This is a genomic window from Paraburkholderia sp. PREW-6R, from assembly GCF_039621805.1.
Classification (GTDB): Bacteria; Pseudomonadota; Gammaproteobacteria; order Burkholderiales; family Burkholderiaceae; genus Paraburkholderia.
Window position 1 is genome coordinate 1 of sequence record NZ_CP155073.1, and the last position, 16889, is coordinate 16889.

Sequence of the window (16889 nt, forward strand, 5' to 3'; positions counted from 1 at the left end):
TCCACAGGCTGCCGCCATGCTCGATAATGACTACCCCGTTGGTATACGTAAATTTTCGAGAAAACTTGAGCCCTTGCAAGGGGCCAATCCCGGCGAAAAAAAACCCGCACGCGGCGGGTTTCTTTAAACATCTCACCGATGTAATCGCGCATCGGCCTATTCGCGCCACTGCAAACATTGCTGTCTGACAGCTTCGTGCAAGGACTTTTCCTGTTCGAAAACGCCACGTAGCCACGTTGCATCGTTCACCTGACTGCGCGCAATCGCGCCGACTTCCGCGAGCGCGTCGGCCGAGCCCAACACCTCCGCGTGCGGCGCGATGGTATCCAGCGTTTCGAGTATGTCCTCGGCGATCGTTTTGCGTTCGCCTGTTTGCGGATTGATGCAGGTGCCGGCGAGGCCGAAACGGCAGGCTTCGAAACGGTTGAACGTGTAGACGAGATAGTCGTCTTCCTTCGGCGTGATCGGTTTGTCGAGCAGCAGATGCCGTGCGAGCGTTTGAATGTAGCAGGCGATCGCGGCCGCACGGTCAACCGAGAGCGGCGTATCCATCACGCGGACTTCGATCGTGCCGAAGCCGGGCTTCGGCCGGATGTCCCAGTAAAAGTCTTTCATGCTGTTGACCACGCCCGTGTGGACCATCTTCGAGAAGTACTCCTCGAAGCTGTCCCACGTCAGCACGAACGGCGCGCGGCCGGACAACGGGAACGCAAACACGGAATTCAGTCGTGCCGAATGAAATCCGGTATCTACCCCTTGTACGAACGGCGACGATGCCGACAGCGCGATGAAGTGCGGAATGAAGCGCGACAGCGAGTGAAGCAGATAAAGCGCGCTATTCGGGTCCGGACAGCCAATGTGCACATGCTGGCCAAACACCGTGAACTGTTTGGCGAGATAGCCGTACAGTTCCGACAGATACTGGAAGCGCGGTGTATCGACGATCTGCCGTTCGCTCCACTGCTGAAAGGCGTGCGTGCCACCGCCGCACAAGCCGACGTTCAGGTGGTCGGCTGCGGACACCAGCGTGTCGCGAATCTTGCGCAGATCGGTGAGCGCCTGTTCGTGTGTCGTGCAGATTCCCGTCGACAACTCGATCATGCTTTCGGTGATTTCCGGCGTGATGTTGCCGGGGATTTTTTCGTCCTTGATGAGGCGCAGCAGGTCTGAGCCGGCTTTGGTCAGATCATAGTCGTGCGTATTGACGATCTGCATTTCGAGTTCGACACCGAACGTAAACGGTTTCGAATCGATGAAGGGTTCGAGTGACATGGCGTCCCCTGAGTCAGGCGGCCGGGCTGAGTCACCTGCCCGGCCGCTTTTAAAACGAATGAATTGAATCGAGCGTGTGACGCACGGATCAGCGCGGTGCGTTCACTCCTCGCGACGTTCAGCGACGAGCGCCAGACTGCGGTACACGAGCCACGGCCCGAGAATCTGCAGAACGAAGATCGAGCACATCACGATGGCCCGCAGTTGCGGGTCGAAATTCGGATAGAGATTGTAGGTATCGTCGACCAGCAGATAAGCGAGCGCCGACATCGGCGATAACGACAGGCCCAGCGCCATGCCCTGCTTCCAGTCCAAACCGCTCGGCTTGGCGAACGCCATCACGCCCACCAGTTTGGCTATGAGGCGCGCAACAATCAGACCCAACGCCGCGACGCCGCCGAGCGCGATGTCCTTCCATTCAAACGACGTCAGCGTCAGCACGAACAGGATCACCGTGAGCAGCCAGCCAGCCGTGCCGAAATGCTGCGGCCACAACTGCGGGCGAGCCTCGTGATTTTTAACGATGATGCCGGCGGCCAGCAGCGCAAGAATCGTCGACAGTTTGAACAGATGCGCGAGCGCGATGGCGAGCAGCACAAGGCCGAACAACGCGACAAACGAGTGTTCGTCCTGCATGTTCAGACGGCGGTAAAAGAACGTGCAGGTGCGCGCGAGCAGATAGGCGAGCACGAGCGAGCCGGCCAGCAGATACAGCGGTTGCAGAATCGTTGCAAAAACGTTGCCGTACACCTCCTGATGCAGCCAGCTCGACACGAGCTTTTCGATCACGACCGCGTACATGCTATTTAACGCGGTCAAGGTCAGCAGCCGCTGCGTTACCTGCCCTTCCGCGCGCAATTCGGTTTTGAGCTGGATCACCATGGCCGGTGACGTGGCCATCGCGATCGCGGCAAGCACGGTTGCCACCATCAGCGGTACGTGCAGGAACAGCAGAACTGGCAATACTAAAGCGAATGTTAACGTGGCTTCCGCGATGCTCGACAGAATCAGCCAGGGATTACGGCGAATCCAGCGAAGATCGAGACGGCTGCCGAGTTCGAACAGCAGAAGGCCGAGCGAGACGTCGAGCAACGGCCGCGCGGCGCTTGCGGAATTCGCGTCGATCACGCCAAGACCCGCCGCTCCGGCAATCAAGCCAATGACCGCGTACCCCGAAATACGCGGCAGCCGCCAGGCGCGATAGCACAGTTCACCGCATAAGCCTGCGGCGAGCAATGCCAGACCAGCCCAGAAAATGGCATCGGGTGCGAGCGGCCAGGCTGGAAAAAACGAAAACGCCGAATTCATCGTAATGGGTTCTCCTTTGCAGCAACGGCAAACGACACGAACCGGCCGCAAACACCGGCGGGCGGGTGAGCGCACGAATGCTCACAGCTGCGATCGTTTCGCATGACCCGCGTTGCGAATTTCAGTGATCGGATGATCTGAACGCGCCGCAGCAGCGGCAACCCGGCGCAATCGGGAGTGCGGCCACGGTATACCGGTACGGCACGGTGTGAGAACGCCGTCGGGCTTCAGTCAGATGCTGATTGGGCGGCACCGTTCCGTTTGCTGCGTGTGCCGTAACGGAAAGGCACCACGCGGAAAAGAACGGCGATTGTGCCATAGCTTTTTCTACGTTAATGGAAAACACATGAACCCGCAGGGAAAACGGTAAAAACTCGCATCAACTTGCAGGCACGAGGAAAAAGCGACCGTCAATTTTTCATTGTGATTGGCGTCACTGCCGTCGACTGGCCTGCTTTGCGCGTGCTTGACGAGAACTGGCTTAGAGAAATTAGCCAATCCTGGTGTCGCGCTTCCAGGGGTGATGAGCGGCCGGCTCGCCACGGCTTGTCTGTATACAGGTTTACCGTATGTATACGTAGTAACAGTTAACAAGGTGCCTCGTTGTCTGTGGATAACCGTAGTTAACCGAAGTGAATCATGGGTTTGCAGACGGCATAACCGGATGCACAGCATGTGCGGCGGCAGCAGGTAAACAGGAACAACTTTGGCCGGTTAACGCGTGTCGCTGAGTTACCCCGTTTACGTCCACAGCGGGTCCACACGAGTTGCCTCTGTTAACAATAGGGTTATCCACATCTTCCGGTGGATAACCCATTTTTTCTTCGATCCCAGTTAACCTTCGTCCGGATCGGTGCGCATGGTTCATTGTCCGTTGACGGTCTGCTGCCGCAACGCACGCAGCAGGAACCGGGCGACGTCGACGTCTTCGGCAAGATCGCGTTCGAGCGGCCACGGCTCGCCTTCTATCTGCGACGCGATAAGTTCCGCGCCGAGCCCCGCCCATATCAGGCCGCGCGAGCCGTAGGCGAACGCGCCGTACAGACCATCGCTTCGAGGCAGATCGAGAGGCCACGCGCCGCGCAGCAGTTGGGCGTTGCTGACGGCGGCGGCTTCGTCGGCCAGTTGGCCGATCATCGGCATGCGGTCGCTCGTTACGCAGCGGAACGCGACACGGCCGGCCAGCGACTCGATAGGTATCGTGTCGGTCGCTCGCACCAGCGCGGGCAGCATCCGTGCGACACGCTCCAAGTTTTCTCGATGACCACTGGGGCGCAGCAGGGTGTCGGGATCGTCGAGTTCGTAGGTCGCACCCGTCAACGTCGTGCCATGGGTAAGCGGCACGGCATAGCCTTCACCGATCACCGGTATCGAGAGCGGCGGCACGGCGCCAGGCGGCAACAGCGTCAATTGACCACGAATGCTGCGCGTTGGCGCATAGCGCAAGCCGGCGATGCGCGATGCATCGTGAGCGCTAGCGACAATCACCACTGGCGCCCGTGCAACGGCCTGCCCGGCGCGATCGAAAACGGTCCATTGATCCGTCGTGCGCTCGATTCGCGCCACGTGAATACCAAAGCGCCGTTCGAGCAGATGGCCGGCTGCGGCGCATTGCGCGGCGCACAGCGAAGCCGGGTCGATCCAGCCGCCGGACGGGAAGAGCCAGCCCGCGCGCGCGAGCGGCATGCCGGCAAGGCGCTCCGCTTGCGCGAGCGAAACAGGCGTCACGTAGTCCGGCGGGTAACCCAACGCGGCAATGGCCTCGACCATCAGGCGCGCTTCTTCGTCGTCGGCGGCAATCTGCAGTAGGCCATGACCTCCCCGTAGCGGTGCGTGACCGGATCGCTCGAGGTCAGCCCATCTTTTTAATGCGTAGAGAAAGCCCGCGCGCGTGACCCGGGACGCGACGCTGTCGTCGCGCGAAATCATCGGATGGAACACGCCGGCGGGATTGCCCGACGCCTCCTGCGCAACCGAGCCGTGTCGCTCCAGCGATGTCACGCGCCAACCGCGCGCGGCCAGACGCTCGATCACTGCGCAGCCGGCCAACCCGGCGCCGATCACGATTGCGTGCCGTTCTTCCGACGCGAACGGCAGCGGCGGCTCATGGCGACGCACACGCCAGCGCGGCTCGAAGTGGCCGACGAGCATTGCGCGCTTCCAGCCAAAGCCGTCGACCTTTTGGTACACAAAGCCGTTTTGAAGCAACGCCCGCTTGATGTCGCCGGCGCTGCTGTAGGTGGCAAACGTGGCTCCCTCGCCGGCCATGCGCGCGAGTGACCTGAAAACGGCCGGCGCCCACATTTCAGGGTTTCTCGCTGGAGAAAAACCATCGAGATAGAAAGCGTCGGCGCGCAGCCTGAGCACCGGCAGACTTGTTTGCACGTCGCCGAAGACAAGAGTGAGGACGACGCGGCCGCCTTCGAATTCCAGCCGGTGCGTACCTGGAACAAGCATCGGCCAAGCGTCGACCAGCGTCTGGGCCAAAGCTGCGATCCTGGGATCGGAGAGCGTGGCCGCATACACACTGCGCAAGTCGCCTGGAGTAAACGGATGCTTCTCCGTCGACACGAAATGCAGCCGTTCGCAACGCGCCGGATCGGCTTGCCATGCCGCCCACGTCACGAGGAAATTAATGCCCATGCCGAAGCCGGTTTCGAGCACGGTAAACACCCGTCTTCCATGCCAGCGATCCGGTAGCGCGTTGCCGCGCAGAAATACGTAGTGAGCCTGCTCAAGACCACCTACGGCGCTGTGATAGATGTCGTTGTACAGCGGCGAATAAGGCGTGCCGTTGTCGCGGAAAGCAAGGACGGCAGGGATCAGCGGATCGGTCATGCGCAGCGGAAAATGATGCTCGACAGAGCGATGCGAAGGTTACCGCCAGCGCGCGCGGCTCGCCGGGCGGCGAAATGGAGGTGGCAAACGTTGGCAAAAACCAACGCAATGCCCCGCCCGTACTGGGTTTCAGCGCTTTTAGCGAGGCTGCCGGACGCACCAGGCGTCATTGCCCTGTTGCACGGCTTCCGGAACCGCGTAATTCTTCGAAACCCTTATCCTGATTGGGTTTGCGCTGCGCTATCATAGCAAGCGCCGCGAAGGGAGCGGCGGCACGGCCGACGGACAGTCATGCGTCCGGCGCTATTGTCCGGAGGGGATCCGGAGCCGCAGCTGCTCGACGGCGCGGTACGCGCACGTATAATCGGCGCGTTCGCGCTGTTCGTGTCAACCTAAACTCAGAAAGGAACCTTAATGAACAAACAGGAACTGATCGACGCCGTCGCAGGACAGACGGGCGCCAGCAAGGCTCAAACCGGTGAAACGCTGGACACGTTGCTTGAAGTGATCAAGAAGTCTGTGTCGAAGGGCGATGCGGTCCAGTTGATCGGCTTCGGCAGCTTCGGTTCGGGCAAGCGCGCAGCACGTACGGGTCGTAATCCCAAGACCGGCGAAACTATTAAGATCCCGGCAGCCAAGACCGTCAAATTCACGGCTGGCAAAGCGTTCAAGGACGCAGTCAACAAGCGCTAGGCAGATTACTGCCGGCCGTTGACACCCGCCAACGGCGGGTTTTTTTTCGTCTGCGCACGCTGAATCAGGTCGCCGCCATGGCGACGGCGCTTACCTGATGTGAGCGCGAATGGCATGTCGCGGCCTAATCGTGACGATGGATGATCTCGCCGTGACCGTCATGATCATGGTCATGATGTCCGTGCTCATGATGCGCATGATCGTGGTCATGATCGTCTTCGTCGAAATCCCATACAGGGAACGGATCGGCGAACTGCTGCCAGGCTGCCGGGCCTTGTGCGTATTCTTCATCGGTCAGAAGGCATGCGTCGAGCTTCGCCTGCCATGCGGCTGGATCGATGTCGACGCCGATCATCACCAGCTCCTGGCGACGATCACCGATGCTCAGGTCATCGGCGTCGCCATACCAGTCGGCGGCGATTTCCGCGGCCAGTTCGTCGTCGCCGTCGGGCCATTCGCTGCGATCCTGTGCGGCCCACCACATGCCCGCCGGTCCGTGCCGGCACGTGCCACCTGCTTGCGAGAGCGAGCCCGCAATGTCATTGCGCGTAGCAAGCCAGAAGAAGCCTTTGCTGCGCAATACGCCCTTCCACTCCTGATGCAGCAGCGCCCATAAGCGCTCGGGATGAAACGGCCGGCGCGCGCGATAGACAAAATGCCCAATGCCGTATTCATCCGCTTCACCGTGGTGAGCGTGGTCGTGAGCGTGATCCTCATTAAGCGATGCAAGCCAGCCCGGCGCACTCGCCGCTTCATCGAAATCGAAACGACCGGTGTTCACCACTTCCGCGAGCGGCACCGCGCCGAACGTGCTCACCACCTGCACGGCGCGCGGATTGATGCGGGCGAGGATGTGCTGCAGCCGCGTCAGATCGTCTGCGCTTACCAGATCCGCTTTATTCACTACCAGTACGTCGCAGAACTCGATCTGCTCGACCAGCAGTTCGACCAACGTGCGGTCGTCCTCTTCGGTAGCGGCGATTCCGCGCTCGGCGAGTGCGTCGGCGCAACCGTAGTCGCGCAGGAAGTTGAATGCGTCGACCACCGTGACGAGCGTGTCGAGCCGCGCGACATCGGAAAGCGCGACGCCGTCGTCATCGACGAACGTGAACGTTTCGGCGATCGGCATGGGCTCGGCTACGCCCGTCGACTCGATCACGATTGCGTCAAAGCGCTTTTCGCCAGCGAGGCGCCTGATCTCGACCAGCAGATCATCACGCAACGTGCAGCAGATGCAGCCGTTCGTCATTTCGACCAGTTGTTCCTCGACATGCGACAGCGCGGCGGCGTCGCGCACGAGCGTGGCGTCGATATTGACCGCGGCCAGATCGTTGACGATCACGGCTACGCGCAAGCCGTCACGATTCGCGAGGATGTGGTTCAGAAGCGTGGTCTTGCCGGCGCCCAGAAAACCGGAGAGCACGGTGACGGGCAGTAGCGGCTGGTTCATCGCAGTACGAAAAAAGCTGGAAGATAGAAGGCGTGCCGAGGCGCTAACGAGGATTTGAAGCAACCTGAGGGCGCCCCTGAGGGACCCACGTCGACGGCAGCACGAAGCCGCATTGTGCATCAAACGGATCATGCCCGCGTAACGATTGCCGCGGGACGCCGCCAGCGTATGAACACGCGTAGCAGCCAGCCTATGAACACGCATAGCAACGAGGCAATTTCGTTCGCGTAAGAAGCGCGAAAATTCAAACGTGTAGAATACGCGGCGGCAAGAGGGCCGGTAACCCCATCGTACTAATTGGGGAAGAAGCGCATGTTAGCGCGTGGCCGGCATGAGGTTCCACTTGCGCAGAATGGCGACGATCTGCTGGGCGTATTTGTCCCGCAGGGCCGGCGTTTCGGAGTGATAGGCGCCAACTGCCTGCCACGTGTTGCCGTACTTGTTCATCTGGCGGCGCAGATGCCACGCTGCGATGTACACGTTCTTGCACGGCTCCATGAGCGTGCCCTGCGAAATGCCGTACTGGGCGAGCGTGGGCAGATGAATGGAGTTGATCTGCATGAGGCCGAAGTCGGTCGAACCATTGGCGTTCTTGTGCGTCGCGTCCGGCCGGTTGTGCGATTCCTGCCAGGCAATGGCGCGCAGGATCAGCGGATTGACTTTCTGATATTTGGCCGCTTCGTCGAAGCAGTCAGCGCGTGCGGACTGAGCTGCAAGCAGCACGGCAAGTCCAACGGCGACAGTCACGAAGGGTCGTTTCATCGGGCGATAAGACTGGGCAAAGTCGCAAGGTTAAGGGTTGGTAAGGCGCTTCATCGGCCAAACTTTAGCCGCACAGGCCCGCAAAGGCACGCCAGCCGGGCTTTCGTGATCCATCGGGGAAAACCCGCGCGGACATTACGGAACCAGCGGGTCGAACCGCTCGTATCATACCGGCAGGCAAACACCCGTCAAGTTGGCTAACCGACATAAGCAAGCCAAACGCGCAGGTTCGCGCGGCCAGAACGGCGCCGAACCCAGCTTTCATTCGTATGACAGCGAATGAAAATCTCTAGAGGAATCGCACCGAGCGGTTTCGTTTGTGACAAATCCGACATGAAAAACTGTTACTGTTCATTTTTTTCGGACTTTGTACGACCGGCGCAGGCAGCGATGCCCGTTTGCGGTTCCGGTTCGCAGACCGACACGGCGGCGGCCTGCTCTTATGTCCACACGGCATGACCGTCGGCAGCTCCGGCTGCCGGCATCGATACCACATTCCATGAGAAGAAATCGTATGGCTTTGCGTCGCGTCGCAACGGCGCTGCTGGTGGCTGGATTGATCACCGCGCAGACAGCACAGGCACAGGTGACACTCAACTTCGTCAACGCTGACATCGACCAGGTCGCCAAGGCGATCGGTGCGGCGACCGGCAAGACCATCATCGTCGACCCGCGCGTAAAGGGACAGTTGAACCTCGTCTCGGAGAACTCGGTGCCTGAAGATCAGGCGCTGAAAACCTTGCAGTCCGCACTGCGCATGCAGGGTTTTGCGCTGGTCCAGGATCACGGTGTCCTGAAGGTGGTGCCCGAGGCCGATGCAAAGCTGCAGGGCGTGCCGACGTACGTAGGCAATTCGCCCGTCGCGCGTGGCGATCAGGTGGTGACGCAGGTCTTCACGCTGAAGAACGAGTCGGCCAACAATCTGCTGCCTGTGCTGCGTCCGCTGATCTCGCCGAACAACACCGTTGCGGCCTACCCGTCCAACAATACGATCGTCGTGACCGATTACGCCGACAACGTTCGGCGCATCGCGCAGATCATCGCGGGCGTGGATTCGGCGGCCGGTACGTCGGTCGCGGTGGTGCAGCTGAAGAACGCCAACGCGATCGACATCGCCACGCAAATGGGCAAGATGCTCGACCCGGGCTCGATCGGCAGCACGGATGCAACGCTCAAGGTGTCGATCACCGCGGATCCGCGTACCAATTCACTGCTGATTCGCGCGTCGAACGGCGCGCGTCTCGCCGCGGCGAAACAGCTCGCGAAAGAACTCGATACGCCGACCACGATGCCCGGCAACATCCACGTCGTGCCGTTGCGCAACGCGGACGCGACGCGCCTTGCCAAGACGTTGCGCGGCATGATGGGCAAAGGTGGCGACAGCGGCTCGTCGGGCGGCTCGAACGACGCCAACTCGTTTAACCAGAACGGCGGCGGCGGCGGCGGTGGACTCGGCGGCAACAACTCCACCGGGACATCGGGCACGCCTCCGCTGCCTTCGGGCGGCTCCAGCGGCAGTTCGCTGGGATCGTCGCCGCTCGGCGGCAGCAGCGGCGGCTATGGGTCGAGCGGCGGCTCGAACTCCGGCGACTTCCTGGGCAGCGACAAAAACAAGAGCGACGACAATCAGCCAGGCGGCATGATTCAGGCCGACGCGGCGACCAATTCGCTGATCATCACCGCGGCCGAGCCGGTCTATCGCAACCTGCGAGCCGTGATCGACCAGCTCGACGCACGCCGCGCGCAGGTTTATCTCGAAGCGCTGATCGTCGAGTTGAACTCGAACACGAACGCGAACCTCGGCATTCAGTGGCAGGTCGCGAACAATTCGGTGCTCGCCGGCACGAACCTGCAGACAGGCTCCAGCAACAGCATCGTCAACCTGACGGCTGCTGCCGCAACGGCTGCCGCCACCGCGGGCACCGGCGGTCTTGCCGCGGCGCTGGGAAATTCGGGTCTCCAGCAAGGCCTGAACGTGGGCTGGGTGCACAACATTTTTGGCGTGCAGGGTCTCGGCGCATTGCTGCAGGCGCTCTCGCAGACGGCCGACGCCAACGTGCTGTCCACGCCTAACCTGATTACGCTCGATAACGAGGAAGCGAAGATCGTCGTCGGTACGAACGTGCCGATCCAGACAGGCTCGTATTCGAACCTGACGAGCAGCACGGCGACCTCCGCGTTCAATACGTATGACCGCGTCGACGTGGGCCTGACGCTGCACGTGAAACCGCAGATCACCGAGGGCGGCATTCTCAAGCTGCAGCTCTACACGGAAGACTCGGCGATCGTTACCGGCACCACCAACGCGACGACCAATCCGGCCGGCCCCGAATTCACCAAGCGCTCGATCCAGTCTACGGTGCTCGCCGATAACGGCGAGATCATCGTGCTCGGCGGCCTGATGCAGGACAACTATCAGGTCAGCAACAGCAAGGTGCCGCTGCTCGGCGACATCCCGTGGATCGGCCAGCTATTCCGTTCCGAACAGAAAACGCGTAACAAGACTAACCTGATGGTGTTCCTGCGTCCGGTGATCATTGCCGATCGCGACACCGCGCAGGCCGTGACGTCGAACCGGTACGACTACATTCAGGGCGTGCAGGGCGCGTACAAGTCGGATAACAATCTGATCAAGGACAAGGACGATCCGGTCGTTCCGCCGATGCCGATCGGTCCGAGTCAGGGTGGCGCGCCGGCCATGAACCTGTTCGACCTCGACAAGATGCGTCGGCAACAGATGGCGCCGCCGCCGGCCAATGTGCCGCCGCAGCCGGCGAACGTGCCGCAGCCGTCGTCTTATGTGGCGCCGCAACCCGCGACCGTCGTTCCCGCGCCGGTTACGGGCGGTGCGGTGCAGACCAATCCCGTCACGGTGACGCCTTCAACGGTGTCGCCTGGAGTTCAGCCGTGAGCACACCGTCCACGCCGCAGTCCGTATCGCCAGCAGCAACGCGGGCCGGTGCTGCGGCACAAGCCGCAGCGATCCCGGCCGCGGTCGTGACCGAGCATGCCGAGCGTGTGGCGCCGTCGGCGGTGGCCGCGCGTCTCGTGCCGTATGGTTTTGCACGCAGCGGTCAGATTCTGGTCGCGCATCAGCATGCGGACAGTCTCGAAGTGTGGATCAGCGAGCGCACGAACGAAGCCGCGCTCGCCGAAGTCACGCGCAATTTCGGTGCGATTACGGTGGTGCGTCTGCCCGCCGATGAACTCGCGCAGGCCATCAATCAGGCGTATGCACGCCAGGACGGCAGCGCCGCCCAGGTGGTCGGCGAAGTGGAAGGCGAAGTCGATCTGTCGCGTCTGATGCAGGACATTCCCGAAGTGGAAGATCTGCTTGAGTCGGAAGACGACGCGCCGATCATCCGCATGATCAACGCGCTGCTCACGCAGGCAGCGCGCGAACAGGCGTCGGACATTCATATCGAACCGTTCGAGAATGCGTCGGTTGTGCGCTTTCGGGTGGACGGCACACTGCGCGATGTCGTGCGGCCGAAAAAAGCGCTGCATGGCGCGCTGATCTCGCGGATCAAGATCATGGCGCAACTCGACATTGCGGAAAAACGTCTGCCGCAGGACGGCCGTATCACGCTGCGCGTGGGTGGCCGCCCGGTCGACGTGCGGGTGTCCACGCTGCCGACCGGCCACGGTGAGCGCGCCGTGCTGCGTCTGCTGGAAAAAGACGCCTCGCGGCTGAATCTCGAAGCACTCGGCATGGCGCCCGATACGCTCGTCAAATTCGACAAGCTGATCGGCAAGCCGCACGGCATCGTGCTCGTGACCGGCCCGACCGGCTCTGGCAAGACGACCACGCTGTACGCGTCGATGTCGCGGCTCGAAACGGCGACCACCAACATCATGACGGTGGAAGACCCGATCGAATACGACCTGTCCGGCATCGGCCAGACGCAGGTGAACGAGCGGATCGGCATGAGCTTCGCGCGGGCGCTGCGCTCGATTTTGCGGCAAGACCCGGACATCATCATGATCGGCGAAATCCGCGACCTCGAAACCGCGCAGATCGCCGTGCAGGCATCGCTGACGGGCCACCTCGTGCTCGCCACGCTACACACGAACGACGCGGCGTCGGCCGTCACGCGTTTGACCGACATGGGCGTGGAGCCTTATCTGCTGGCGTCGTCGTTGCTCGGCGTGCTGGCACAGCGGCTCGTGCGGCGGCTGTGCCCGGTCTGCCGCGAAGAGCGTGTCGAGAAAGACGGCAGCGTGCGCTGGCATCCGGTGGGTTGCGACAAATGCGGTCAATCCGGCTATGCCGGACGGCGCGGCGTCTATGAGCTGCTGCTGATCGACGACGAGATCCGCGCGCAGATTCACCGCAACGCGTCGGACGCGGAAATTCTCACGGCGGGCCGCACGCAAGGCATGCGCACGCTGCGCGAGGACGCGGACCGTTGGCTCGCCTCCGGCCTGACGTCGCTCGAAGAGGTGATCCGCGTGACTGGCGGAGCATAAACGCATGCCGGCATTTCGTTTTGAAGCGATCGACGCGGCGGGCAAAGCGCAGAAAGGCGTGCTCGACGCGGACAGCGCGCGCGGCGCGCGGACCAATCTGCGCTCGCAGGGACTCACGCCGCTGATTGTCGAACCGGCGGCCACGCGCACGCGCGGCGAGCGCAATCAGCGTCTGTCCCTGGGACGCCGTCTGTCGCAGCGCGAGCAGGCTATTCTGACGCGGCAGCTCGCGAGCCTGCTGATCGCCGGCTTGCCGCTCGATGAAGCGCTTTCGGTGCTGACCGAGCAATCCGAACGCGACTACATTCGCGAACTGATGGCGGCGATTCGCGCGGAAGTGCTTGGCGGCCATTCGCTCGCCAGCGCGTTGACGCAGCATCCGAAAGACTTCCCCGAGATTTACCGCGCACTGGTCGCGGCCGGTGAGCACACCGGCAAGCTCGGTCTCGTGCTGTCGCGCCTCGCCGATTACATCGAGCAACGCAACGCGCTCAAGCAGAAGATCGTGCTGGCGTTCACGTATCCGACCATCGTCACGATCATCGCGTTTGGCATCGTCACGTTCCTGTTGAGCTATGTCGTGCCGCAGGTGGTGAACGTGTTTGCCAGCACCAAGCAGCAACTGCCCGTCCTCACCATCATGATGATGGCGCTCTCGGGCTTCGTGCGGAACTGGTGGTGGGCGGTGCTGATCGGCGTCGCGCTCGTCGCCTATCTGGTGCGCTCGACACTCAGGCAAGCCGGCCCGCGGCTCGCTTTCGACCGCTGGCTGCTGACTGCGCCGCTGCTCGGCAAGCTCGTGCGCGGCTATAACACGGTGCGATTTGCCAGCACGCTCGGCATTCTGACGGCGGCCGGCGTGCCGATTCTGCGCGCGTTGCAGGCCGCCGCCGAAACGCTGAGCAACAATGCGATGCGCGAAAACATCGACGATGCGATCGTGCGTGTGCGCGAAGGTACGTCGCTATCGCGCGCGCTCGGCAATACGAAGACGTTCCCGCCCGTGCTGGTTCACCTGATCCGGTCGGGCGAGGCCACGGGCGACGTGACGACCATGCTCGACCGGGCCGCCGACGGCGAAGCGCGCGAACTGGAGCGTCGCACGATGTTCCTGACGAGCCTGCTCGAACCGTTGCTGATTCTGGCGATGGGGGGAGTGGTGCTGGTGATCGTGCTGGCGGTGATGCTGCCGATCATCGAGTTGAACAATCTGGTGCAGTAAGGCGCACGGATGCGGATTGCGCGGCGCTGCCGGGTGTGCCGCAACGAGCGATGAGGGGCAAATCTGTGCCGCACAGCCAACACGCGGCGGTTACCGCGCCAGCGGCTGAAGCGGCAGTGGGACCACGCTGCTTCAGCGCACGTAGATCGTGGGACCTGCGGGGTTGGCAGGCAGGAACACTTCCGAATGCGCGCCGTTGCGGTCGATGATGATCGATCGGGCGCGGACTTCGGAGAGCTTGGCGCCTTGCATCAGCGTATTGCCGATCGACACCGCGTGCGGCGGTTCGCCGCCGACGCTGACGATAGCGGCGGCGCCCTGTTGCAACGCAAGGATGCCGAACAGATGGATGTCCTGATTGGCGCTGCGCGTGAGCCGGCCGCCGAACAGCGTTGCTGCCTCGTCGGTCGAAACCTGCGCGTGAGCGGCCGCGGCGGGAACCGGCGCGCCGGACATCGAAGTGAGCGTGATGACCCAGTAGGTCAGCGTCGCGCAGAAAACGGCGAACAGCGCGAGCGACAAAAGGCGGATTTGGATGGCGTTCATGACGCTCATTGTACGGACTATTGTGAAAATTGCGTTGGGTTGAAGCGACCCCGCGGGACATTAAAATGACCGGCCGGACGTACTCGATGGCTTCCTCGTTGCTGCCATGCGAATGCGGCCCTGGCCAAAAATTTCACCGAAAAGAGGTAGGAAGCTATGCAACTGTCGACCACTCGACGTATGGAAACCGCAGCTACGCGCAGCCGTCGTCAACGCGGTTTCACGCTGATCGAAATCATGGTCGTGATCGCGATTCTGGGCATTCTGGCCGCGTTGATCGTGCCGAAAATCATGAGCCGTCCGGACGAAGCGCGCCGCGTCGCCGCCAAGCAGGATATTGGCACCGTGATGCAGGCGCTGAAACTGTACCGTCTCGACAACGGCCGTTATCCCACGCAGGAGCAGGGCCTGCGCGCGCTGATCGAAAAGCCGACCACCGACCCGGTTCCGGGCAACTGGAAAGACGGTGGCTATCTGGAGCGTCTGCCCAATGACCCGTGGGGCAATGCCTATCAATATCTGAATCCGGGCGTGCACGGCGATATCGACGTGTTCAGTTACGGCGCGGACGGCAAACCCGGCGGCGAAGGCAATGATGCCGACGTCGGCTCGTGGCAGTAGTCGGCGTAGCGGTGACCCACGCATCGTCCCTGTATTTCTAGCTGATTGGTTCTGGCCGGCTCTATGCGACTGTCCGCTTGCAAGTCCCGTGTGGACACTCCGTGTACGGCACTACAGCCGCACCCGGCGCGTGACGGCGCGCGCCGTGCGGCGCGGTCGCAGGGTTCGCGTGTGACGAGGCGTCGTCGGGCGGCGGGTTTCACATTGCTGGAAATGCTGGTGGTGCTGGTGATCGCCGGTCTGCTCGTGTCCCTGACCGCGTTGACGATGACGCGCAATCCGCGCAGCGATCTGAACGAAGAGGCGCAGCGTCTTGCGCTGCTGTTCGAGTCGGCCGGCGACGAAGCGCAGGTGCGCGCGCATCCGATTGCATGGCAGCCGGTGGATGGCGGCTTCCGTTTCGACATGCGCACCGAGGATGGCTGGCGCCCGATACGCGACGACCTGCTCGGCCCGCGAACGTGGGAAGGCGGCGTGACCGGCGTGGCGATCAGCTATCCCGGCTCCGACGCGCAACCGAGCCGCGTCGTCTTCGGCACCGAGGCGATCGACGTACCGGTGCAGATCACGCTGTTTTCGTCGGCGGGGCGCGCGACGATCGTCGGCACCGGCAATGGCCGCTATGAGGTTCACTGAGATGCGTCATTGCAGCAATCACGGGGAGCGAAACGCGCGCGCTTCGCAGCGCGGTTTCACGATGATCGAGGTGCTGGTCGCGCTGGCGATCATCGCGATCGCGTTGGCGGCTTCGTTGCGCGCGGTAGGCAGTCTCGCAAGCGGGGAGGCCGATCTGCACCGTCGGCTGCTGGCCGGCTGGAGTGCGGACAATACGCTCGCGCAACTGCGGTTGACGCATGCATGGCCGGACGTCGGCGCGACGAGTTTCGACTGTTCGCAAGGCAATTTGCAGTTGCTCTGTACCGAGCAGGTGAGCGCAACGCCGAATCCGGTGTTTCGTCGCGTGGAAGTACAGGTAACGACGCCGGGCCGTTCCGGCAATCTGGCGCAGATGGTGACGGTGGTCGCGAATGAAAACAACCGTTCGCTCTGAGCGCCGCCGCCAATCGGGCGCGCGCGGCTTCACACTGATCGAATTGCTGGTGGCGATTGCGATCATGGCGGTGATTGCGGTGTTGTCATGGCGCGGGCTCGACCAGATTATTCGTGGCCGTCAGACGATTACCAACGCCATGGAGGACGAGCGCGTCTTCGCGCAATTGTTCGACCAGTTGCGTATCGACGCGCGCCACGCCGCGACCGACGACGAATCCGGCCAGGCGGCCGTGTCGATATCGGGCAGTGTGCTGCAGATCGTGCGCGAAATGATGTTGCCGGGCACGGCGCCGCGCTTGCAGGTGGTGCGGTATCGCATTTCGGACGGACGCGTGATCCGCTATGCGTCGCCGCCGCTCGGCAACCTCGACGAAGTGCGGGCGGCGCTGCGCGGTGGCGAAGGCAGCGACTGGTCGGCCGTGCCGTTGATGGGCGGCGTCGGCGCGATCAATGCGCGGGTCTATGTGCCGAAGGTCGGCTGGACCACGCAGATGAAAGACGTACAAAGTGCGATTACGGAGAACGACAACAATCTGAAAGTGCCGCAGGTGGGCAATGCGCCGTTGCCGAGGTCGGTGACGGGGCTTCAGGTCAGTATTGGGGCGAGCTCGCTCGCGCGGCCTGTTGTGCGGGTTTTTCTGGTCGGAGAGTGAT

General features: G+C 62.3%; 14 protein-coding genes. 8 read left to right on the top strand and 6 right to left on the bottom strand.

Annotated features, from left to right (window positions below; genetic code table 11):
- Nucleotides 1-156: 156 nt before the first annotated feature.
- The 3 genes from AAGS40_RS00005 to mnmC all read right to left on the bottom strand — a co-directional run bounded on the left by AAGS40_RS00005 (nt 157) and on the right by mnmC (nt 5418).
- Complete coding sequence (locus AAGS40_RS00005; RefSeq protein WP_345812377.1) at nt 157-1272, bottom strand: YbdK family carboxylate-amine ligase; 1116 nt, start codon at nt 1270-1272, stop codon at nt 157-159.
- Between the two features lie 102 nt (nt 1273-1374).
- On the bottom strand, nt 1375-2580 hold the full coding sequence (locus AAGS40_RS00010; RefSeq protein WP_345812378.1) for a cation:proton antiporter: 1206 nt from the start codon (nt 2578-2580) through the stop codon (nt 1375-1377).
- An 864-nt stretch (nt 2581-3444) separates the two neighbouring features.
- Nucleotides 3445-5418 carry a bifunctional tRNA (5-methylaminomethyl-2-thiouridine)(34)-methyltransferase MnmD/FAD-dependent 5-carboxymethylaminomethyl-2-thiouridine(34) oxidoreductase MnmC gene (mnmC, locus tag AAGS40_RS00015; protein WP_345812379.1) on the bottom strand — a complete coding sequence of 658 codons (1974 nt, stop codon included), beginning with the start codon at nt 5416-5418 and terminating at the stop codon, nt 3445-3447.
- Nucleotides 5419-5832: 414 nt separating this feature from the next.
- On the opposite strand from mnmC, the gene AAGS40_RS00020 reads away from it, so the two are divergent.
- The gene (locus tag AAGS40_RS00020) at nt 5833-6111 is read left to right on the top strand and encodes an HU family DNA-binding protein (RefSeq protein WP_006050811.1); all 279 of its coding nucleotides are present in this window, start codon (nt 5833-5835) and stop codon (nt 6109-6111) included.
- Nucleotides 6112-6235: 124 nt separating this feature from the next.
- On the opposite strand, the gene AAGS40_RS00025 is transcribed toward AAGS40_RS00020, so the two are convergent.
- Nucleotides 6236-7561 carry a GTP-binding protein gene (locus AAGS40_RS00025; protein ID WP_345812381.1) on the bottom strand — a complete coding sequence of 442 codons (1326 nt, stop codon included), beginning with the start codon at nt 7559-7561 and terminating at the stop codon, nt 6236-6238.
- Between the two features lie 315 nt (nt 7562-7876).
- A complete protein-coding gene (locus tag AAGS40_RS00030) occupies nt 7877-8323 on the bottom strand; it encodes a lytic transglycosylase domain-containing protein (RefSeq protein ID WP_345812383.1) in 447 nt (148 codons plus the stop codon).
- 514 nt (nt 8324-8837) lie between these two features.
- Between AAGS40_RS00030 and gspD the strand changes: the two genes are divergently transcribed.
- The 3 genes from gspD to gspF are packed head-to-tail and all read left to right on the top strand — an operon-like array spanning nt 8838 to nt 14015.
- Nucleotides 8838-11234, top strand: a complete 2397-nt coding sequence (gene gspD / locus AAGS40_RS00035; protein ID WP_345812384.1) for a type II secretion system secretin GspD — start codon at nt 8838-8840, stop codon at nt 11232-11234.
- Nucleotides 11231-12793, top strand: coding sequence for a type II secretion system ATPase GspE (gene gspE, locus AAGS40_RS00040; protein WP_345812386.1), 1563 nt, complete (start codon nt 11231-11233; stop codon nt 12791-12793). Before gspD ends, gspE begins: the two co-directional genes overlap by 4 nt.
- 4 nt (nt 12794-12797) lie before the next feature.
- The gene (gspF, locus tag AAGS40_RS00045; protein ID WP_345812387.1) at nt 12798-14015 is read left to right on the top strand and encodes a type II secretion system inner membrane protein GspF; all 1218 of its coding nucleotides are present in this window, start codon (nt 12798-12800) and stop codon (nt 14013-14015) included.
- A gap of 132 nt (nt 14016-14147) precedes the next feature.
- Here gspF and AAGS40_RS00050 read toward each other — a convergent pair whose 3' ends face one another.
- A complete protein-coding gene (locus AAGS40_RS00050; protein ID WP_345812388.1) occupies nt 14148-14561 on the bottom strand; it encodes a type II secretion system protein N in 414 nt (137 codons plus the stop codon).
- A 156-nt stretch (nt 14562-14717) separates the two neighbouring features.
- Between AAGS40_RS00050 and gspG the strand changes: the two genes are divergently transcribed.
- The 4 genes from gspG (at nt 14718) to AAGS40_RS00070 (ending at nt 16888) form a co-directional block, all read left to right on the top strand.
- Nucleotides 14718-15182 carry a type II secretion system major pseudopilin GspG gene (gene gspG / locus AAGS40_RS00055; protein WP_345812389.1) on the top strand — a complete coding sequence of 155 codons (465 nt, stop codon included), beginning with the start codon at nt 14718-14720 and terminating at the stop codon, nt 15180-15182.
- A gap of 63 nt (nt 15183-15245) precedes the next feature.
- The gene (locus AAGS40_RS00060; RefSeq protein ID WP_345812391.1) at nt 15246-15818 is read left to right on the top strand and encodes a GspH/FimT family pseudopilin; all 573 of its coding nucleotides are present in this window, start codon (nt 15246-15248) and stop codon (nt 15816-15818) included.
- A gap of 1 nt (nt 15819) precedes the next feature.
- Complete coding sequence (gspI, locus tag AAGS40_RS00065) at nt 15820-16233, top strand: type II secretion system minor pseudopilin GspI (protein ID WP_345814435.1); 414 nt, start codon at nt 15820-15822, stop codon at nt 16231-16233.
- Nucleotides 16211-16888 carry a prepilin-type N-terminal cleavage/methylation domain-containing protein gene (locus AAGS40_RS00070; RefSeq protein WP_345812392.1) on the top strand — a complete coding sequence of 226 codons (678 nt, stop codon included), beginning with the start codon at nt 16211-16213 and terminating at the stop codon, nt 16886-16888. The genes gspI and AAGS40_RS00070 overlap by 23 nt, the downstream gene beginning before the upstream one ends.
- Nucleotide 16889 lies beyond the last annotated feature (1 nt).